This window comes from Acetobacter sacchari, assembly GCF_017377715.1.
Taxonomy (GTDB): domain Bacteria; phylum Pseudomonadota; class Alphaproteobacteria; order Acetobacterales; family Acetobacteraceae; genus Acetobacter; species Acetobacter sacchari.
Genome location: NZ_JAFVMF010000004.1, coordinates 27001 through 46363, shown reverse-complemented (window position 1 = coordinate 46363; position 19363 = coordinate 27001). Strand labels below are relative to the sequence as shown.

At 62.6% G+C, this 19363-nt stretch carries 17 protein-coding genes and 2 tRNA genes; 16 read left to right on the top strand and 3 right to left on the bottom strand.

All coding sequences use genetic code 11. The features are described 5' to 3' along the window. Positions 1-19: 19 nt before the first annotated feature. The 3 genes from J2D73_RS04405 to J2D73_RS04395 all read left to right on the top strand — a co-directional run bounded on the left by J2D73_RS04405 (position 20) and on the right by J2D73_RS04395 (position 3640). The gene (locus J2D73_RS04405) at positions 20-1324 is read left to right on the top strand and encodes an MFS transporter (RefSeq protein ID WP_243429639.1); all 1305 of its coding nucleotides are present in this window, start codon (positions 20-22) and stop codon (positions 1322-1324) included. A 146-nt stretch (positions 1325-1470) separates the two neighbouring features. Then, positions 1471-3438 carry a M61 family metallopeptidase gene (locus J2D73_RS04400; RefSeq protein WP_207879785.1) on the top strand — a complete coding sequence of 656 codons (1968 nt, stop codon included), beginning with the start codon at positions 1471-1473 and terminating at the stop codon, positions 3436-3438. Positions 3439-3565: 127 nt separating this feature from the next. Continuing rightward, positions 3566-3640 (top strand) — tRNA-Val (locus tag J2D73_RS04395). A gap of 200 nt (positions 3641-3840) precedes the next feature. On the opposite strand, the gene J2D73_RS04390 is transcribed toward J2D73_RS04395, so the two are convergent. Further along, the gene (locus J2D73_RS04390; protein WP_207879783.1) at positions 3841-4776 is read right to left on the bottom strand and encodes a GlxA family transcriptional regulator; all 936 of its coding nucleotides are present in this window, start codon (positions 4774-4776) and stop codon (positions 3841-3843) included. A 118-nt stretch (positions 4777-4894) separates the two neighbouring features. Here J2D73_RS04390 and J2D73_RS04385 point away from each other — a divergent pair, with 118 nt between their 5' ends. The 3 genes from J2D73_RS04385 (at position 4895) to J2D73_RS04375 (ending at position 6900) form a co-directional block, all read left to right on the top strand. Continuing rightward, the gene (locus J2D73_RS04385; RefSeq protein WP_207879781.1) at positions 4895-5716 is read left to right on the top strand and encodes an SDR family NAD(P)-dependent oxidoreductase; all 822 of its coding nucleotides are present in this window, start codon (positions 4895-4897) and stop codon (positions 5714-5716) included. Positions 5717-5765: 49 nt separating this feature from the next. Beyond that, positions 5766-5951 carry a hypothetical protein gene (locus tag J2D73_RS04380; RefSeq protein WP_207879779.1) on the top strand — a complete coding sequence of 62 codons (186 nt, stop codon included), beginning with the start codon at positions 5766-5768 and terminating at the stop codon, positions 5949-5951. Between the two features lie 100 nt (positions 5952-6051). Next, positions 6052-6900: an alpha/beta fold hydrolase gene (locus tag J2D73_RS04375; RefSeq protein WP_207879777.1), complete on the top strand. Its 849-nt coding sequence runs from the start codon at positions 6052-6054 to the stop codon at positions 6898-6900. Positions 6901-7018: 118 nt separating this feature from the next. On the opposite strand, the gene J2D73_RS04370 is transcribed toward J2D73_RS04375, so the two are convergent. Then, entirely contained in the window at positions 7019-7849 is an 831-nt protein-coding gene (locus J2D73_RS04370; protein WP_207879770.1) for a creatininase family protein, read from the bottom strand. A 204-nt stretch (positions 7850-8053) separates the two neighbouring features. Here J2D73_RS04370 and J2D73_RS04365 point away from each other — a divergent pair, with 204 nt between their 5' ends. The 9 genes from J2D73_RS04365 to J2D73_RS04325 all read left to right on the top strand — a co-directional run bounded on the left by J2D73_RS04365 (position 8054) and on the right by J2D73_RS04325 (position 17780). Beyond that, complete coding sequence (locus J2D73_RS04365; protein ID WP_207879768.1) at positions 8054-8272, top strand: hypothetical protein; 219 nt, start codon at positions 8054-8056, stop codon at positions 8270-8272. A gap of 127 nt (positions 8273-8399) precedes the next feature. Continuing rightward, positions 8400-10136 carry a gamma-glutamyltransferase gene (gene ggt, locus J2D73_RS04360; RefSeq protein WP_207879766.1) on the top strand — a complete coding sequence of 579 codons (1737 nt, stop codon included), beginning with the start codon at positions 8400-8402 and terminating at the stop codon, positions 10134-10136. 127 nt (positions 10137-10263) lie between these two features. Further along, positions 10264-11235, top strand: coding sequence for a 2-hydroxyacid dehydrogenase (locus tag J2D73_RS04355; RefSeq protein ID WP_207879764.1), 972 nt, complete (start codon positions 10264-10266; stop codon positions 11233-11235). Positions 11236-11308: 73 nt separating this feature from the next. Then, positions 11309-11890: a nicotinamidase gene (locus J2D73_RS04350; RefSeq protein ID WP_341535019.1), complete on the top strand. Its 582-nt coding sequence runs from the start codon at positions 11309-11311 to the stop codon at positions 11888-11890. A gap of 255 nt (positions 11891-12145) precedes the next feature. Further along, positions 12146-13189 (top strand): BMP family ABC transporter substrate-binding protein, encoded by a 1044-nt coding sequence (locus tag J2D73_RS04345; RefSeq protein ID WP_243429661.1) that lies wholly within the window; start codon positions 12146-12148, stop codon positions 13187-13189. 22 nt (positions 13190-13211) lie between these two features. Continuing rightward, positions 13212-14789 (top strand): ABC transporter ATP-binding protein, encoded by a 1578-nt coding sequence (locus J2D73_RS04340; RefSeq protein WP_408736820.1) that lies wholly within the window; start codon positions 13212-13214, stop codon positions 14787-14789. After that, a complete protein-coding gene (locus J2D73_RS04335) occupies positions 14786-15850 on the top strand; it encodes an ABC transporter permease (RefSeq protein ID WP_207879762.1) in 1065 nt (354 codons plus the stop codon). Before J2D73_RS04340 ends, J2D73_RS04335 begins: the two co-directional genes overlap by 4 nt. Further along, the gene (locus J2D73_RS04330) at positions 15847-16785 is read left to right on the top strand and encodes an ABC transporter permease (protein WP_207879760.1); all 939 of its coding nucleotides are present in this window, start codon (positions 15847-15849) and stop codon (positions 16783-16785) included. The genes J2D73_RS04335 and J2D73_RS04330 overlap by 4 nt, the downstream gene beginning before the upstream one ends. Positions 16786-16916: 131 nt before the next feature. Continuing rightward, positions 16917-17780, top strand: a complete 864-nt coding sequence (locus tag J2D73_RS04325) for an aromatic ring-hydroxylating oxygenase subunit alpha (RefSeq protein WP_207879758.1) — start codon at positions 16917-16919, stop codon at positions 17778-17780. A 47-nt stretch (positions 17781-17827) separates the two neighbouring features. On the opposite strand, the gene J2D73_RS04320 is transcribed toward J2D73_RS04325, so the two are convergent. Beyond that, on the bottom strand, positions 17828-18874 hold the full coding sequence (locus J2D73_RS04320) for an ABC transporter substrate-binding protein (protein WP_207879756.1): 1047 nt from the start codon (positions 18872-18874) through the stop codon (positions 17828-17830). Positions 18875-19018: 144 nt separating this feature from the next. Between J2D73_RS04320 and J2D73_RS04315 the strand changes: the two genes are divergently transcribed. After that, positions 19019-19094: transfer RNA gene (locus tag J2D73_RS04315), tRNA-Asn, on the top strand. Positions 19095-19363: the final 269 nt, after the last annotated feature.

Genomic DNA, 19363 nt, shown 5'->3' with positions numbered 1-19363 from the left:
TAGAAATGGACCGGGTTTCATGTCTTGCACCGTGGGCGCGCAGCCCCCGTCATCAACGACGCTGCCTTCACCCATGTCCGGCGGCGCGTCGCAAATGCGCACCTTCGCCCTCGCGTCGTTGGGCGGCGCACTGGAGTTCTATGATTTCGTCATCTTCGCCTTTTTGGCGAAGGTGATCGCTGCGCACTTCTTTCCCGCAAGTCAGGCCGAATGGCTGCGTCAAACCGAGACCTTCGGGTTGTTCGGCGCAGGGTACCTGGCGCGACCGTTGGGCGGCCTGATCATGGCGCATTTCGGTGATATTTCGGGCCGCAAGAAAGTCTTTACATTCAGCGTTCTGCTCATGGCGCTGCCGACGCTGGCGATCGGCCTGCTGCCCGGATACGACGTGCTGGGCGTCGGCGCGCCGTTGCTGCTGTTGGTGCTGCGCATGGCGCAGGGGGCTGCAATCGGCGGGGAGGCGCCGGGCGGCTGGGTGTTCGTCTCCGAACACGCGCGACCGGGACGGGCCGGTCTTGGGATCGGTCTGCTGACCGGCGGATTGACCGGTGGCATCTTCCTTGGTTCGGCGTTGATTCTTGCGCTGCACGGCGTGATGTCCGACGCGCAGATCGCCGCGTGGGGGTGGCGCATTCCGTTTGTCGTCGGCGGTATTTTCGGCGTGGGGTCGATGATTCTGCGTCGCTGGCTCGACGAAACGCCGGTGTTTCGCGAGATGCATGCGCGTGCGGAGACCGCCGAAACGCTGCCCGTCGCGATTCTGCTGCGCCAGCATCGCCGCGCCATCCTGTGCTCAATGGCGACGACCTGGACCCTGACCGCGGCCATCGTGGTGCTCGTCCTGATGATGCCGCCGCTGATGCAAACGCTTCATCACGCGCCAGCGCAAACAACGATGACCGCCAGCCTTGTCGCCACGATCACGCTAACCCTCAGTGTGATCATCGCCGGAGCGTTGTCGGACGTGCTGCCTCTGCGGCTGTTGGCGGTGATCTATGGGGCGTTACTGGTTCTTGGCGCCTTTGGGTTATACGCCATAGCGCCGTCGCATCTGTCATCGCTTGTCGCGTGGGCGGCGCTTAGCGGAATTTGCTCCGGCTTTGTCGGGCTGGTGCCGGTGGGCATGCTCCGGGCGTTCCCGGCCGCCGTGCGGTTTTCCGGCCTGTCGCTTTCCTACAATGTCTCATACGCGATCTTTGGCGGCCTAACGCCCGCCGCGATTTCCGCGTTGACGCCGCAAACGCCGCTCGCGCCTGCGGCGTATGTCGCGCTTACAGCCGCGTTCGGCGCGTGCGCCTTGTGGTTTTCGCCTGACCGGGGCTGACCCGGTTCGTGAAACCTGGCGCGAGCGGCGATTTTCAAAGGCCGTCCGTCCAGCGAGAAGTTGGTCGGTGGGTGAACAGCTCCATTGCCCGGGGAGTCGTGGCGTGGTTGCATGCGGCACCTGAAATACCTGCGTAAGGATCGCTTGTGCGCAAGAGAGCACTCTTCCTCCTGACCTCGGCAGCCCTTCTGGCGCCAGTTTCCGCCTCTTTCGCCTCCGATGGCCCGCAACCACTGCCTCTCCCGGCCAAGCCGCCCGTCGCACAGGACGCGCCCTATCCCGGAACCATCGACCTGCACGTCGTGGCGACGGATCTCGACCGGCATATTCTTTCAGTGTCCGAGCATGTTCCGATTCCGGCGGCGCTCTCCGCCAGGGGCGGCGACATGGTCCTGCTCTATCCCTCCTGGTTGCCGGGCAATCACTCGCCGACCGGCCCGATCACGCAGTTGGGCGGTCTGGTGGTTAAAGCGGGCGCCAGAACGGCGACCTGGACGCGCGACACGGTGGACGTCAACGCCTTTCACATTGCGGTTCCTGCGGGCGCACAGGCGCTGGACGTTTCTTTTCAGACGCTCAGCCCGATCACGCCCGAAATAGGGCGCGTCGTGATGACGCCGGCCATCGTCAACGTGCAGTGGAACCAGACCGCCCTTTACCCGGCCGGATACTACACGCGCGACATTCCGTTCCGCACGAGCCTGACGCTTCCACACGGCTGGGGCTACGGGACGGCCCTGCGTCCGGACGCCGCCCACAAGGGAACGCAGGCCGCCAGCGGAGACGAGGTCACGTTCGGCGTCGTTCCGTTCAATACCCTGGTCGATTCACCGCTTTTCGCGGGACGGTATTTCCGTCACATAGAGCTGACCAAAACCGGCGACGCCCCCGTGTCGCTTGATCTTGTGGCCGATCGACCGGAAGACCTTGCCGCGACCGACGAGCAGATCGCGGTCCACCGCGCGCTGGTCGAGCAAGCGCAGATGTTGTTCGGTTCGCATCATTACGACCACTACGATTTTCTGCTCGCGTTGACGAACGAGCTTGGGCGGATCGGTCTGGAGCATCACCAGTCCAGCGAGAACAGCGGCCCCACCGGCTATTTCACCAAATGGGACAAGACCTTTCCGGCGCGCGATCTTCTCGCGCACGAATACACCCATAGCTGGAACGGAAAATTCCGTCGCCCCGCCGACCTGTGGGCGCCGGACTTCAACACGCCGCAACGCGGCTCCCTGCTGTGGGTCTATGAAGGTCAGACCCAATACTGGGGATACGTGCTGGCCGCGCGCGCCGGGTTGATGACCGCCGATCAGGCGAAAGACGCGATCGCGATGGTCGCCGCCACTTACGACACGCGCGCCGGACGCACATGGCGTCCGCTGCAGGACACCACCAACGATCCGGTCATCGCCCAGCGCGCCGCCCTGTCGTGGCGGAGCTGGCAGCGCAGTGAGGATTATTATTCCGAGGGGCAGCTTGTCTGGCTCGACGCCGACACGCTGATCCGCTCGCTCTCGGGCGGCAAACGCTCGCTCGACGACTTCGCCCGCGCGTTCTTTGGTGTCGATAACGGCAGCGTCGTCACGCATACTTACAAGTTCGAAGACGTGGTCGCGGCGCTTAACGGCGTTCAGCCTTATGACTGGGCGACGTTCCTGCGGCAGAGGCTGGACGCCGTCAGCGCCCATGCGCCGCTCGACGGGCTTGCGCGTGGCGGCTACGCGCTGACCTACACAGACGAGCCGACGCCCTACATCAAGGCGTACGAAACGATGCGAAAAATGCGCCTGTTCGACTTTTCCATCGGCTTCTCGATCAACAGCAAAGCTATGCTGACGAACGTTTTGTGGGGTGGCCCGTCGTGGAAGGCAGGGATTGCCGCCGGGGAGACTATCGTCGCGGTGAACGGGCAGGCGTATGACGCCGACGACCTCTCCGACGCCATCGCGCAGGCGAAAGACGGGAAGACACCGATCTCATTGCTCGTTCGTTCGGGCGACCGGTTCCGCACGGTCTCCATCGATTACCACGGCGGCTTGCGATATCCGCACCTCGTCCGACTCGAAGGTAAGGACGATGTGCTCGGGACGATTCTCGCCGCGCGAAAGTAACGCGGAACCGGCCCCGTTCCCCGTTTCATGACGGTCCGAGGTTTCGGATGCGGGAGCGGGGAGGAAAATGACGCGCGACGGCTTGCGTCGCGCGTCTCAACTGGCTAAACAGCGCCTCACCGAGACCGGGTGCGTAGCTCAGCGGTAGAGCATCGCCTTCACACGGCGGGGGTCACAGGTTCAATCCCTGTCGCACCCACCACGGTTTCCCTCAGAAAATGGTTGGTTGGCGCGGTTTCGCTTTTTGTTGGCCTAGAGAGATAGCTAACTCTAGTTCAAACGAGTCTACCTTGAACCGGTCGACGCGCCACTTGTTCAGCAAGTTTAAGCCCAATCGCATCGTTGAGGTGCGTTCACAGCCTTAACTGAGGCTTCATGGACCGACACCTGCGAATCTCCCCACTACGCCTCCGCAAGATTGCGCCTGATATCCTGCGGCGGCACGCCATAGGCCCGCAGAAAGGCCCTGCGCATGCGGTTACGGTCGTCGAAGCCGGTTTCTCGCGCGATGACCTCGATAGGATGCCGTCCCTGTTCCAGCATAAGTCGTGCAGCTTCAAGGCGTAGTTTTTCGATGGCCTTGGCTGGAGAGTCCCCTGTTTCAGCGCGGAAGAGGCGGCTGAACTGGCGGGGACTGAGATGCGCGGCCTCGGCGAGTTCCTCCACCGCCAGAGTGTTCCTCAGGTTACGCCGGGCGTAGTCCATAGCGCTTTGAATCCGGTCAGATTTGGGCTCCAGCGCCAGCAGGGTCGAATGCTGGGACTGCCCGCCCGCGCGGCGGTGGTAGAGCACCAGTTTCTGCGCCACCGATCTTGCGATGTCGCGACCCAGATCCTTTTCGATCATCGCCAGCGCAAGGTCGATCCCGGCGCTCATCCCGGCGGAGGTCCAGATCGCGCCGTCGATCAGGAATATCCTGTCTTCCTCTACCTTGATCGCGGGAAACCGGGTGCGCAGTTCGGGGGACATGAGCCAGTGCGTGGTCGCGCGTCGCCCGTCGAGCAATCCGGCGTCGGCAAGGACGAACGCGCCGGTGCAGATCGAGGCGAGGCGCCGGACGCTTCCGGATGCGGCTCGGATATATTCCAACAAATTGGGCGAAGAAACGGGAATTCCCGTTCCGCCCAGAACGATCAGGGTGTCGAAATGCGTGTCGTCCAACGCCTCGCTGTCGACGGACACGGCGTCTGATCCACGGATCGTGCCGCCGGCCTCCGAGCGGACGGATACGTCGTAGACCGGCGGGTCGCTGACGAGGTTGGCGACTTCGAACGCTGTCGCGGCGGCGAGGCCGATGATCTGGAAGCCGGGATAGATGATGAAGCCGACACGCTGCATGGCTGCGATCCTCTTTGTCCTAAAAAGACGCATATACGACATTCAAGACAAACACCAGCCCGCCTATGGTTGCTTCAGACGAAGGCGACGGGCCTTCGAACGAAAAGGAACCACGGCAATGACAACGAAACATCTGGGAACGGCGTTGGTGACGGGCGCATCGTCGGGCATTGGCGCGATCTACGCGGACCGGTTGGCGCGCCGCGGTTATGACCTGATTCTGGTCGCCCGCAATCGGGAGCGGCTTGACGAAATGGCCGCGCGGATCACGGACGCGACCGGTCGGTCCGTCGAAGTCGTGGCGGCCGATCTGGGCCAGAGCGCCGACGTGCGCCGGGTGGCGGATATCCTGAAGACCGATCACAGCATCACCGCGCTGGTCAATAACGCTGGCGTCGGCTCGTCGGCGCCGGCTCTACAGTCAAATATCGACGCTATGGAAGCGATGATCGACCTGAACGTCGTCGCACTGACGCGGTTGACCTACGCCGCACTGCCCGGTTTCGTCACGCGGGATCGGGGCGTGATCATCAATATTGCGTCGATTGCGGCTATTGCTCCGGAAATCCTGAACGGCGTGTATGGCGGCTCCAAGGCTTTCGTGCTGGCGCTGACGCAGTCTTTGCACAAGGAACTGTCGGAGACCGGCGTCACGGTTCAGGCGGTGCTGCCGGGCGCTACGGCGACGGAATTCTGGAATGTCGCAGGCACGCCAGTAGAGCATCTGCCGTCTGAAATCGTCATGAAAGCGGAAGACATGGTCGACGCGGCGTTGGCCGGGCTTGATCAGGGCGAACTGGTGACGATCCCGTCGCTGCCGGATGTTGCGGACTGGAGCGCCTATGAAGCCGCACGCCAGACCCTGGCGCCGAATCTTTCTCGTTCTTCGCCTGCCGCTCGTTACGCGGCGACGCCTGTAGACGGCCACAGAGCCGAATGAGATCGTAATCTCATCTTCATGTCATCGTTTATCGTAAAGGATAGTAGAAATGTCACGCGTTAAAAATCATAGCCGTGCAAATGCGGCTTTCGTTCTTGCCTCTCTGTCTTCCCTGCTGCTGGCGGCGTGTTCCGACATCAAGCCTCGTAGTGTGACGACGCAAGATCTGGCCTTCGCCGCCACAACGCCGATGTCGTATGCCGTTTACGAGCAAATGCACGATTGGAAAAGGTAAGATGAAAAATGGCCCGACGATTTTCTCTTGAATGGATCGGGCTGCAGATACGTATTCCGGCGACCGCGGCGGGTTGTGTGAACAGGGAAGGATTCCGAAAATGAGCGATGAATACACACCTAGGTGGTCGGGAGAAGGCGAGGTTCGCCATGTCGTTCTCTCGTCCGGAAACAGGATCCGATATCTTGTGACGGGCAGCGGCGCTCCGCTTCTGCTGATGCATACATTGCGGACGCAACTGGATTATTTTCAGCGCCTTATACCTCTTCTGGCGGAACGTTTCACCGTCTACGCCGTGGATCTGCCGGGCATGGGTTGGTCCGACATCCGCCCTCAAGCAGTTTATGACGAGCCTTCTGTACGGCGGGACGTGCTCGATTTCATCGACCGCCTGTCCTTGAAAAATCTTGTCCTCGCCGGAGAGTCGATGGGGGCGACGCTGGCGCTGAGCATCGCGGCGCAGCGGGGGGAGGGTATCCGCTCGGTCGTAGCGGTCAACACGTATGATTATCCGCAAGGGGTAGAAAGAGCGAACGCTCTCGCGTCGTTCGTCGTCAAGGGAATGCGTATTCCCGGTGTCGGAAAAGTCATTTCGAGTATCGAGAACGAGCAGGTTTTGTCGGGCATTCTCGGTGGCGGGTTTTACGACCGGCGCAAATTGCCATCGGATTTTGTGTCGGAGTTGATCCGAAGCGGGAAGAGGCGTGGCTATCCGACGGTCGAAACGTCGTATTTCAGAAGCCTTCCGAGTTTTATGGCGGCCCGGGCGCTTTATGGGCGCATCAGCGTTCCGGTCACGTTGGTCTATGGCGATCACGACTGGTCGAAACCATCCGAGCGCGAAGCGGTAAAAAAATTGATACGTGGAAGCAATATGCGGATATTGCCAAACACGGGGCATTTCGCTTCGTTGGAAAATCCAGACGAGGTCGCAGGCGCCATTTTTTGACGCCCTGATGTGTGGCGGCGTCCGTAGCCAAATTTCGCCTGCCCCTTGAGGAAAGATCGACGCCGCAAATGACGGATCATTTGCAGCGTCGATCTTTCCTTTTCTTCGCAAGGAATATTTATAGAATGGCCTTGCCTGTCTGCGGGTCGGAATGATCGGTTACATGTTGCACGATTTCGGAGCCGATCGAGACCAGTTTCTCGACCAGTTGCGCTCCTGTTTCGGCGGAACAGAGCCGAGGGTCTCCTCCCCACACGCCACCGGGTACCGTGTCGCCGCCTTCCAGAGGAACTGTGATTGTGCCGCCGTCGCCAATGGCAAGCGACGTAAAGCCGGTGACGGGCAGGCCCCAGACGTCACTCGGTGTGCGGGCGGCGTGGAGATGTTCGGGCCTGATCAAATCAGGGAAAAGATGCATCACGACGCTGGTCAGCGGGTTGCAGCCGTGGCCGCTTGATCTGGCGGCCTGTTCTTCGCCGATGATGCCTGGCAACAGGTCTTGTGCGACGCGCCAGAGATAAAAGGATGGCATAATCACCTGCCGTTCAAGCCAGACCTTTTGAGTGGCGTCGTTGATCACGCCGCAATTGCCGCCATGTCCGTTGATGAAGATGACGCGCGTAAGGTCGTGGCGGAGCAGGCAGCGCAGCATATCGTCGACCACAGCGCGAAGCGTTGACTGCGACAGAGAGATTCCTCCCGGCATATAGCCGAAGAAATCTTCTCCGCCGAACGGGACGACCGGAGCGACATAGGTCTCTCGCCCGTCCCGCGTCGCGCGCTCCGCGATTTTTTCAGCGATTTTCGCAGCGCTGAGGTAATCCCCCATGGGCGCGTGGGGGCCCTGATCCTCAAAACTGCCCATGGGCAGCAGGATGACTGGTTTGCGGGCTGCAGCTTCGCGCATTTCGGCGGCGCAGAGCTCGGCGAGGTAATACGACGAAGGCATTGCGAAGTCCTTGTTTCAAAGGTGACGGTGGGCGGGAGACTGGTTGGAAGGTGGCGACGCCAAAACGAATGTCATTCCGTCAGAGGTGGTAAGGGGCGCAAGCCGCTGACGCCGGCCAGCTTGCCGAGGCGTTGGCGAGCCTTGCGTACGGTTCTCCTTGGTGCGGCGCGACATGGCGCACAGGGCTGCGACAGGATCGGGAGCATGCTTTACCCTGCTTTTGCCAGACCGGTCGAGGCATTGGCGGATACGAAGGCGCAGGAGAGGCATGGTCGAAGGAGCAGGGCTTTTTCGCGCCGAACTGAAAAATCGACGCCGTCTCCCTTGACCAAAGCGCTCGGCGCCCTCGACATTCACGACCGTCGTAACGAAGCGAATGGCGATCCCGCCGCCGGCTGGTTGAGTGTCGGACCGGTGGGGTAATTGCCGTTGCTTCGACTGATGCGGCCCGTCGATGCTCGTTCGAGTGGATGAGCGCGCCGGAGTGTGAACTGCGTCACGGATTGGAAGCACGGCGTTCCGACGCGTTACGGCCCAAGGAGAACCGCCTATGATCGTTCATCCGCCACTTTTCACATGCGACAAGACTCCTGTCGTTGGAAAGAAGGGCGTCGTCGTCGCCAATCATCCGATGGGCGCCGCGGCGGGTGCGGAGATGCTCGCCGCTGGCGGGAACGCTTTCGACGCGGCGGCGGCGACGTTGCTGGCGCTCACGGTGGTCGAACCCATGATGGTCGGCGTGATGGGCGGCGGCCTGTCGCATCTGCGTCTGGCTTCCGGCGAACACATCGTCATCGATGCGCTGTCCTGCGCGGCTGCCTCTATGACGCCTGAGATTTATGAGCCTCTGGGAGATGAGGGGCCGCGTTATATGGATGCGGTGGGGCGGCGCAATCTTGTCGGACCAACCGCCGTGGCCGTTCCGGGAAATCTGTTGGGCTGGCACGCGATGCAGACGCGCTTTGGCAAACTGCCATTCGCGGATGTTGTCGCCCCCGCCATCAGGCTTGCCAAATCGGGTTTTCAAGTCACGCATTATCTCTCAGGCGCTATCAATGAGAACGGCGAGGATCTGCTCGCTGACCCGGTGATGCGTTCGCTGTTCCTGCCGGACGGGCGGGCGTTGCCGGTCGGTTCGCGCCTGCGTCAGCCTGTTTACGGGGAGGCGCTTGAACTGATCGCCGCTGACGGGGCCTCGGCGCTGCACGGTGGGGCGTTGGGCGAGGCGCTGGTGCGGCGCATTGCTTCCGGGGATGATCCGGGCTGGCTGACCGAGGCCGATCTGCGGGATTACCGGACCGTAGACCGGGCGCCGATCGTCGGGCGGTATCGAGGTTTCGATATCGTGGGGCCGCCTCCGCCTGCGTCGTCCGGCGTGCATGTCGCGCAGATGCTGAACATGCTCGAGGAATTCGACGTTGCAGCCATGGGTTTCGGCAGTGTTGAGAGTCTGCGCGTCCTGACTGAAATCATTAAAATCGCCTTCGAGGATCGTCGTCGGTTCAGCGGCGACCCAGCTTTCGTGGATGTCCCCGTTGCGCGGTTGACAGCCAAAGATTACGCGCGCGATTGCGTTGCGCGCCTTCACGGCGCGGGCGGTGCGCTTGCCGATATTCCTGCATACGGACGGGAAAGCGCGGACACGACGCACGTTACGGTTGCGGACGGGGAAGGAAACGTCGTGGCGGCGACGCATACGATCAACGGTCTGTTCGGCGCCCGTTTCATGGACCCTGAAACGGGGATCATTCCCAATAACTACATGAGCAATTTCGACCCTCATCCGGGGCATGCGCTTTCAATCCAGCCGGGGAAGCGCGTTCCGACGTCGATGGCGCCGATGATGGTGTTGCGCGACGGCGCTCCTCGTTTCGCTCTTGGCATGCCAGGCGGGTTGAGAATCTTTCCCTCAGTGTTTCAGGCCATCGTCAATCTTCTCGATCACGGCATGTCCTTGCAGGAAGCGGTCGAGGCGCCGCGTCTCTGGACGCAGGGGGCGGAGGTCGAGATTGAGCCAGCTTACCGGCTGCGGGAGGACGCGCTTGCACAGTCCGGATACGACGTGCGGCAGAAACCGCACATTGGCGGAGGGATGAACGCAATCGGGTTCAGGGCAGACGGCGCTATGGAAGGCGCGGCCTGCTGGCGCGCGGACGGCGTGGCGATCGCGCTTGGCGGCGGTCTTGCGAAACCCGGCGTGCGCTTCTGGCCCGATCGCGCGCCGGAAAGCGCCGCGAAGGAGACGACCGAGGACGATGGGACGGGCGCTTCGGCCGGTAAGCAGTGATAACGTTTTGATGTGAACGGAATGTTGATCTGTCGTTCTGCCTTGTGATCGCTTTTTAGATATTTATCAAAGTTCTTAATTTTCAGGCCGATGTGGTTTCGGTCTGATAACGGAGATACGGAAGCTGATGTCCCTGCGTCTCGTGATTTTAGACCCGATGCCGGAAGAGGGAATTGCCAGGTTCTCTCGTTATCTGCCAGAGGGTTTTACGCTTGCGACAACAAGGAGCCGCTCTGTGGAAGATCAGTTGGCGGCCATTGCGGACGCTGACTTCGCAATCACAGGGGACGTTCCGGTAACGGCGGACATGATACGCGTCGGCGCTGCTGCGCGGCTCAAGGGCGTGCAGAAATGGGGCGTCGGCTACGACAACATCGACCTTGAGGCCGCTTGCCAACATGGCGTGCGCGTCATGCGCACGACGGGAAGCAATGCGGTCGCGGTTGCGGAGACCGCTTTGGGGCTGATCCTGTCGCTGGGACGCAATATCGTCGCAGGACATGTCGGGTTGCATGACGGTCGATGGCTCAAGGGCGCACTGGGCGGAACGTCGCGACAACTTACGGGAAAAACCGTGGGTCTGATCGGACTTGGATACATCGGCAAGCAACTTGCCCGTTTTTTGCGAGGATTTTCCTGCACGGTCCTCTATTACAAGCGCACGCCGCTCTCCTCGGTCGAGGAGCGTGAACTCGGCGTGCGCTACGCGCCGCTCGACGAGGTGATCGCGACCTCGGATATCATCTCGTTGCACTGCGCGCTTTCGAAGGAGACGGAAGGGCTGATCGACAGGACCGCGATCGCGCGGATGAAGAAGGGCGCATTCGTCGTCAACACGGCGCGCGGGGGGCTCGTCGTCGAGGATGACCTCGCAGAGGCAGTGCGTAATGGGCGTCTCGGAGGAGCGGCGATCGACGTCTATTCCGTCGAGCCGATCGGGTCGGATCATCCTTTCCTGAAGGTGGATCGAATGATCGTCACGCCACATGTCGGTGCGATATCGGCGGACGCCTATGCAGGCAACGTCGAGCGTATGCTTCACAACATACTCTGTGTGGCGGAGGGACGGGAGCCGCCTGAACTGGACGTGCTGGTCTGACGGAAGCGCTGGCTCCGTCTTTAATCTGGGCTGCGGATTGACGCGCTTTGGCGCAGGGCGACACACTCGGGTCATGATGCCGATCTCATCCCGCGACGCCTTGCTCATCATCGACGTCCAGAACGACTTCCTTCCCGGTGGCGCGCTTGCGGTGCCCGACGGAGATGCCGTGATCCCGTTGATCAACCGCCTTGCGACGCTGCCGTTCGGCGCCGTCGTCGCCACTCAGGATTGGCATCCGCCCGGCCATGTGTCGTTTCAGACTAGCGAGCCAGCCGGCCCCTGGCCGCAGCACTGCGTCGCAGGGACGGAGGGGGCGGCCCTCGCTACAGGAATCGTTTCCGCTCCAGTAGCGCTGGTTCTGAGAAAAGGACGCAGCAAGACCGTCGACAGCTACTCCGCTTTTCTGGACAACGACCAGGTCAGCGCCACGGGGTTGGCGTCGTGGTTGCGGGAGGTCGGCGTCGAACGTGTGTTCGTGACCGGGCTCGCGCTTGACTATTGCGTATCGGCCACCGCGATCGATGCGAAAAGCGCGGGCTTTGAAAGCGTCGTGATCGTCGACGCCTGTCGCGGCATCGGACCTTACGACGAAGCGCTGCAGAAGCTTGAGGCGGCAGGCGTCGGCGTTGTCGAAAGCGCCGCGCTTGCCTGATCGCGTTAATTGTCGCAACAAGGGGATCGCAACGTTTTCGGAACGACATGCCGGGGGGCTAAGTCCGGGACGACGTTGCGGCAAGGGGGACAGTATGCGTTCTGAGCGGAAAGCCGGCGCGTGAAGGGTCCGGGGGGAGTCTTTACGGAGCGTCGTCGGCCAGAGGGTGTGGAGAGAGGACCCTGGGACGGGTCGTCTGTGCCGTCCGGTCGCCGCTCCCTGTTGCGCGGCGCTGCGGCGAGTTTCGGCGCAGGCTTGATCCCGGGCGTGCTGCGTCCTGCGTTCGGCGCCTCTCCCCTGAAACCTGTCGCTGAAGAGGATGCGCTGGTCGCATTCGGTCACACTGGGCCGATCACCGATGGTGGGTGGACGACGGCGCATGACCTTGGCGTACAGGCGGTACGCAAGGCTTTTCCAAAACTGAAAACGGTTTTCGTCGAAAGTATCCCTTACTCGGCGGATGCGACGCGCATATTTCGGCAATTCGTCGCCGAGGGCGCGCAACTGGTCATCTCCACGTCGAACTACGGCGACTTCATAAAGGACGTGGCCGACAGGGCGCCGGATGTCGGATTTCTGGAGTGCGACGGGCACACGGTGACCGGCAATCTGGGGTGGTATTACATCACCCACTGGTATGCGAGCTACATCATCGGCATCGCCGCAGGTTTAATGACGAAAACGAATCAGCTTGGTTATGTCGGAACGTTTCCGATTCCGTCCGTCTACGCAAGCGCCAATGCGACCTTGCTGGGCGCGCAATCCGTCAATCCGGCGTGCACGATGCGCGCCATAGCCATCAACGCATGGTTCGACCCGCAGGCCGCAACGCAGGCGGCCAGCGCGCTGGTGGACAGCGGATGCGATTTTCTGTGCGGCATTACGGACGAACCTGCCTATCTTCGCGTGGCGGAGGCCCGCGGGATCAAGGCGGCGATGTGGAATCTGGGCATGCGGCAGTTCGGGCCGAAAGCCTATGTCAGCTCGGTCACGCTGGATTTTTCTCGTTTTTACGTTGAACAGGTCCGTGCTCGGCTCAACGGATCCTGGCGTGCGGCGCCGCATTTCCTGACCTTGTCGGACGGGGTTGATCGCGACGCATGGGGCGAGACCGTGCCGCCGAACATCGCGGCGAGGGCGGATGCGATGCGCGAGCGCATTCTGTCCGGATATAACCCGTTTCGCGGTCCCATCCGCGACAACACCGGCGCGATCCGCGTGCCCGAGGGAACGGTGATGAACGATGACGCCATTTATCAATGGGATTGGGGCGTGCAAGGGATGACCGGCCTTGGTTGACACGGCCGCGCAGGAGGCGGGGATGGAGATGCCTTCCGCTGCGCCAGGCACACCGCCGGTTTTGCAACTTGTCGGCATATGCAAATATTTTCCAGGCGTGATTGCGAACGAGGACGTTAGTCTCGACGTTCGTCCGGGCGAGATTCTTGCTCTTCTGGGCGAGAACGGCGCGGGCAAATCCACGTTGATGAACGTGGTGACGGGCATCTATCAGCCTGACGCGGGCGAGATGATTCTGGACGGCTACGGCGCCGAGTTCGCATCCCCTCAGGAGGCGATCCGTGCAGGCGTCGGCATGGTGCATCAGCACTTCAAGCTCGTGCCCGCCTTCACGGTCGCCGAGAATATCCATCTTGGCTGGTCGGAGACGCCGCGCAACGCATCCCCCGCCGTTCTGGAGGCCAGAACGCGGGCGTTGTCCGAACAGTTCGGGTTTCCTGTCAACCCATCGGCGCGGGTTGAGGACCTGTCGGCGGGCGAGCAGCAGCGCGTCGAAATCCTGCGCGTGCTCGCCCGTCGGGCTCGGCTTCTGATCCTTGACGAACCGACGGCGGTTCTGACCCCGGCGGAAGCGCGCGACCTGTTCTCGGCGCTGCGGGCGTTTCGCGCCGGAGGCAACGCGGTCATCATCATCAGTCACAAGCTTGACGAGGTCATGGAGATTTCAGACCGCGTCACAATCCTTCGCGGTGGCCGCAATGTCGGGACGTGGGAGACGCGGGAGTGTTCCCCGCGCATGCTGGCGGCGAGGATGGTCGGGCGGGAGATCGTTCCCCAGGACATGCGCGCCCGCGCCGAGGGGGCCGCAGGACGCGGCACCGCGCCGGAATTGAGCCTGCGCAGCGTTTCGATCCGCGACGAGCGCGGGGTCGAGACGCTGTCGGACGTGACGCTTGACGTGTTCGGCGGAGAAATTCTCGGGATCGCAGGCGTGGCGGGCAACGGGCAACGCGAACTGACCGAGGTTCTGACGGGGTTGCTGTCTCCGGAACGGGGCGAGGTGCTGCTTGGCGGCCGGACGGCGCCGCCCGGAGCGGACGCTTTCGCCCGATCCGGCGTCGGACATATTCCACAGGATCGTCTGCACAGCGCCCTCGCGCCGTCGCTGGGGACTACGGACAATATGGCGCTTCGTGAATACCGGGCGCCGCCGATTGGCGGTTCCGGGCTCTTTCGCGCTGACGCGGCGCTTGCGTTGGCGCGCGAGATCGCGGGCCTCGCGGAGGTTCGCATTCCTGATTTCGGCGCTCCTGTACGCAACCTGTCCGGCGGCAACCAGCAACGTCTGGTCGCGCGTCGCGAAATGCGCATCGCCAGCCGCGTGCTGGTGGCCGCCTACCCGAGCCGGGGGCTGGATATCGGCGCCATCGCGACCATGCACCGCTATTTCGCTGAGTTGCGGGACAAGGGAGTCGCCATTGTGCTGGTTTCCGAGGATCTGGAGGAACTGCTCAACCTCTCGGATCGGATCGGGGTGATGTTCCACGGGCGGTTGATGGCGACGCTCGACGCGGAGGGCGCGGATATCGAACGGATCGGGCTGCTGATGGGCGGTCGCAATGTGGGCGAGGATGCGGCGTCGGGAGGAGGCGTGGGATGACGCGGTTTCAGCGATTTCCCACAGCGCCAGCCCGGCTGGTGCTTGCGTGGCGGGCTGCGGCGCTTGTCGCTGCGGCGTTGATCGTCGGCGTGTTGTTGGCGCTGTCCGGGCGCGATGTGTTCGTTCTGGGCGAACTGGTGTTGCGCTCGACGGTTGGTTCCCGTTTTGGGCTGGAAGATCTTGCGCTTTTCATGACGCCCTTGGTGTTGACCGGCGCCGCCGTCACGGTCACCAGCCGCATCGGATTGTGGAACATCGGCGGCGAGGGGCAGTTCTACCTTGGCGCGATCGGCGCGGCGGGCGTGGGGTTGTACCTGCCCGGCCCGCAAATCATCGTGCTGCCGCTTATGGCTCTTGCCGCGATCGCCTGTGGCATGGCGTGGATTGTCGTGCCGACCCTTGCGCGCGCTTATGCGGGCGTCAGCGAGATCATCACCACATTGCTGCTCAACTTCGTGGCCGGGCTGCTTACGTACTGGCTGGCGACCGGTCCATGGCGCGACAGGGTAACGGGGGCTCTTGCGTCTTCTGGCCGCATATCGGACGCAATCCCCGAATTATGGGGCGTCGTGCATTGGGGATTTCCGCTTTCTCTGGCGATCGCGGCGGGGCTGGCGGCAATCATGACCTGGACTGGCTGGGGTTACGAAGTGCGCGTCAGCGGCGCCAATCCGGGCGCAGCACGCTATGCCGGGATGCCGATGCGCGGCCGGGTGATCGCCGTGATGCTGCTCTCCGGCGCGCTTGCGGCGCTGGCGGGCATGTTCGAGGTCGCCGGGACGGTGCATCGGCTGCAGGGCGGAATGGCGGATAATTTCGGCTATCTCGGGATTGTTGTGGCGGTGCTGGCGCGGCGGTCCTGCCTCGCGGTTATTCCTGCGGCGTTGCTGATGGCGCTGATCCTTGACGCGGGCATTGTGTTGCAGACGCAGCAGCTTGCTGCCACGGCGGTCCTCGCGATTACAGGACTCGTGCTGTTGCTGATCGCGATTGGCGACGAACTGGCGCATTACCGACCGGTCGCGCCCGCTTCGTCTACTCGATCGGGGGCTGCAGCATGATCATGCTTCTGACTGGTCTTCTGACGACGGCGGCGCTGGCGGGCGGTGTGCTCTCGCTCGCGGCGCTTGGTGAGGTGCTGGCGGAGCGGGTCGGCGTGACCGACCTCGGCGTGGAAGGGCTGATGTCGATCGGCGCGGCGACGGCGGCGCTTGCGGCGATTGCCTCCGGGAGCCCGTGGGTCGGGTTGCTGGCGGCGATTTGTGTCGGCGCTGCGGGCGCCGCGGCCTTCGCCTTCGCCACCGTGGTCATGCGGGCCAATCAGGTTCTGTGCGGGCTGGCGACGACGTTTCTCGGACTTGGCCTGTCGGCGACGATCGGCCATTCAGTGGCCGGTTTGCCGCTACCCGTGACTTTCGGTCCTGAACCCGTTCCTCTGCTGTCGTCGATACCGGTGATCGGTCCTGCATTTTTCGGACAGAACCTTCTGGTGTTCCCGATCTATCTGGTCCTTCCAGCTCTTTTGCATATGCTGCTGTTCCATACGCGTCATGGTCTCAACATGCGCGCGGTTGGCGAGAATCCGGCGGCTGCGGACGCCGTGGGCGTTCCGGTGCAGGCGATCCGGTTCTGGTATACGGTCTTGGGCGGCGCATTCGCGGGTGCGGCGGGAGCGTATCTCAGTCTCGCCGTCATCCCGAGTTGGTCGGAAGGGATGGTGTCGGGTCGCGGCTGGATTGCCGTCGCGCTGGTGATTTTCTCCGGTTACCGGCCATTCAACGCCGCCGGAGCAGGATTGCTGTTCGGGCTAATCAGCGCCATCGGCTTTCTGGGGCAGGCGCGCGGCTGGCCGATCGCGGCGCCGGTGCTGAACATGCTTCCTTATCTCGGCACGTTGGCTTTCATCATCCTTCCTGTGGTGTTGTGGAAACGTATGCGTCGCGCCATGGCGGCCCCCGCAGCGCTTGGCGCCCCGTATTACCGTTCGGTGCGCTAAGGGGCGTCGCATCCGCGGGCCGGCTATTCAGGTCATTGGGGCGTGTCATTCGGGGCGCGTCGTCGCCGACAGCGGGCCGGAGGGAGTCTAAGCGGTTGCAGAAGGCCGATCACCGACAGGGAGAACGCACGATGACCGACTTGGCGGCGCGACCGGAAGATGACGACAGGGCGATTTTGGACCAATGGTATCCCGTTGCGTTTCTCGCATCCCTGAAGGCGAGTGAAACGAGTGTTCGTCTGTTGGGCTACGATCTTCTGGTTTCAGGCGATGACGATGGGGTCGCGGTGCGGCGCGCGGGCACGGCCGCTTTACTGCCAGCGCGCAAGGCTCACGCCTGTCTGTGGACAACGCTGGGGCGACCGAAAGGTGATGTCGTCGAGATTGCGGAAGCTGCGGAACCCGATCGTCGCGTCGTGCCCTGTGGGGCCATCAATGTGCGGACGTCAGGCCTGCGGGTCGTCGAGAATTTTCTCGACATGGCGCATTTTCCGTTCGTCCACACCAATATCCTCGGCGCGGAGCCAATCACCGAGGTCGCGCCTTACCGAACGGAGCACCGTGTCGACGTCGATGAAATCTGGGCGACGGAGTGTCGGTTCGAGCAGCCGCAGGCGGCGCGGTCGTCGGTTGGCGGCATGACCACGGATTACGCCTATCGCGTGGCGGCGCCGTTTCTGACCTTGCTTTACAAATCCTGCCCGAACGACCCGACGCGTCCGGATGTGATTTGTCTGTTCGTCAGGCCGGTCGATCAGGAGCGTTCGGTCGCCTATCCGGTGATGTTTCTGATCGATGGAACCTCTTCACAAGCCGAACTGGCGCAGTTCCAGCAGCGTATTTTCGTGCAGGACCGGATCATCTTGGAAAACCAACGCCCCGCGCGCCTGCCGCTTTCGCCCAAGGCGGAGATTCCCACCCGCGCCGACTCGGTTTCAGTCGCCTATCGCCGCTGGCTCAAGGCCGCGGGCGTGCGTTACGGAGCCGTAGGCTAATCGGGTCGCGGTGCAGGGCCGCATCCGGCTATGGCCCGGAGTTGCGCTCAGACGTGCAGGACGTTGCGGCAGATCGATTTCGCGAATGCGCCGGAATCCAGAGCGTCAGGGAGACGACCGATCAGCTTCAGTTCGTCCGCGTACTGGGCCATCTGGTCGCGCAGCCATCGCCCAAGCAGATGAACCGGCCGAGGTTCATGGGCCAGCATCGCATCGACGGCGTCGTCATCCATGTCAGTCAGGTGATGCGAGAGAAGCGTGGAAACTTCGTCCGTATGCGCCGCGATCCATCGACAGGTATCGCGTAGCGCAAGGGTGAGGGCGACGCTTCCGTCCGGGTCGCTGTCGAGAAATTCGTCCGTAAGGCCGAGCACGAGATTTACGCGCTCGGCATACAATCCAGTGGTTGAACCCGCCAGTTCCTTAAGCCCGGCGCCCGGCGCGGTGAGCAGCGTCCAGGCGAACGGATCATGCGCCACGACGCCGTCGACATCTCCCGAGGCAAGGGCGCCCGACACCTCGTTCATGGGGAGCAGGGTCCAGTTCACGCTCCGGTCTGCGTCTATGCCTTTGCGGCGGAGCAGCACCGAGAAAAAACGCCGGTCGGCGCTGTCCTCGTCTGTCGTCGCTATCGTCTTCCCGACGATGCTCTCCAGACGCGTCACGCCGCTTTTGACACGGACAAGAACCCGGAAGGAGCCCGCCGTAAGGCCAGCGACCAGTTTTGCCGGCATTCCGTCATGCAACCGGGGCAGCCAGGAGAGGGCGGGGGCGACCGCGCCGATCGCGTGGTCCTGAGCGATTTCGCTGATGGCGCTGTTGCCCGTGGGTGTCTCTCCGGGCGTTTTGACGTCGAGGCTGTAGTTCGCGAAGAACCCGCGCTCTCGCGCGACGATCAGCACCGGATCGCGATCCGCGTGTGGCCAGTGCAGGGTCAGGGTCCTGAAGCGGCCATCCGGCTCACGGTGGCTCTTCGTCGGGTGGCGCCACTGCGTCGCCACGCCATACGCCGCCGCCGCGCCAGCTACGCCGCCTGCCAGCATTAAGGCGCGCCTGCGTCCGGTCGCCGGTTTCTTTCCGTCCTGCGCGGTCATAGGCTTCTGATGCGTCTCCGGCTGCGCCCTGCAGGTTCCTTGCTGCCCTCAGCCGCGCCGGATGTCAAAAACGCCGGGTGAAAAAATCTTTGCCAGAGGGGCTTTACGGCGCCGGGCTGCCTTGGCTATACGGTGCCCCGCTGGTCCCGAATAGCTCAGTTGGTAGAGCAAGCGACTGTTAATCGCTGGGTCGTAGGTTCGAGTCCTACTTCGGGAGCCAGCCTCTCCAAAAATATATTATAAGATCAAAAAATCGGCGATTTCGTTCGCTTGCTCGCTCCCCATGTGGTCCCTCATGCTGATTGCGCTTTGGGGAGCGTCCGTTCGCCCCTCTGACGTGCGATCCGGGTTGCATCGCGCTTTTACTGTTCGCGTCGCGGACCAAAATGTGGTTCACCGGCCATGACGGGCTTCTGTGGCGCGATCGGCGCTACCCACGCTGTGTCCCTTGCGTAATTAGGATACCCCCGACGATACTGCATGGGGGAC

Coding starts and splice junctions, on each gene's coding strand:
- J2D73_RS04370 (WP_207879770.1), bottom strand. CDS start 7,849: ATGCCTTCGTCGTATTACCTCGCCGAGCTCTGCGCCGCCGAAATGCGC.
- J2D73_RS04340 (WP_408736820.1), top strand. CDS start 13,212: ATGGAGATGCCTTCCGCTGCGCCAGGCACACCGCCGGTTTTGCAACTT.
- J2D73_RS04380 (WP_207879779.1), top strand. CDS start 5,766: ATGTCACGCGTTAAAAATCATAGCCGTGCAAATGCGGCTTTCGTTCTT.
- J2D73_RS04320 (WP_207879756.1), bottom strand. CDS start 18,874: ATGACCGCGCAGGACGGAAAGAAACCGGCGACCGGACGCAGGCGCGCC.
- J2D73_RS04335 (WP_207879762.1), top strand. CDS start 14,786: ATGACGCGGTTTCAGCGATTTCCCACAGCGCCAGCCCGGCTGGTGCTT.
- J2D73_RS04330 (WP_207879760.1), top strand. CDS start 15,847: ATGATCATGCTTCTGACTGGTCTTCTGACGACGGCGGCGCTGGCGGGC.
- J2D73_RS04365 (WP_207879768.1), top strand. CDS start 8,054: ATGCTTTACCCTGCTTTTGCCAGACCGGTCGAGGCATTGGCGGATACG.
- ggt (WP_207879766.1), top strand. CDS start 8,400: ATGATCGTTCATCCGCCACTTTTCACATGCGACAAGACTCCTGTCGTT.
- J2D73_RS04350 (WP_341535019.1), top strand. CDS start 11,309: ATGATGCCGATCTCATCCCGCGACGCCTTGCTCATCATCGACGTCCAG.
- J2D73_RS04325 (WP_207879758.1), top strand. CDS start 16,917: ATGACCGACTTGGCGGCGCGACCGGAAGATGACGACAGGGCGATTTTG.
- J2D73_RS04390 (WP_207879783.1), bottom strand. CDS start 4,776: ATGCAGCGTGTCGGCTTCATCATCTATCCCGGCTTCCAGATCATCGGC.
- J2D73_RS04385 (WP_207879781.1), top strand. CDS start 4,895: ATGACAACGAAACATCTGGGAACGGCGTTGGTGACGGGCGCATCGTCG.
- J2D73_RS04405 (WP_243429639.1), top strand. CDS start 20: ATGTCTTGCACCGTGGGCGCGCAGCCCCCGTCATCAACGACGCTGCCT.
- J2D73_RS04355 (WP_207879764.1), top strand. CDS start 10,264: ATGTCCCTGCGTCTCGTGATTTTAGACCCGATGCCGGAAGAGGGAATT.
- J2D73_RS04375 (WP_207879777.1), top strand. CDS start 6,052: ATGAGCGATGAATACACACCTAGGTGGTCGGGAGAAGGCGAGGTTCGC.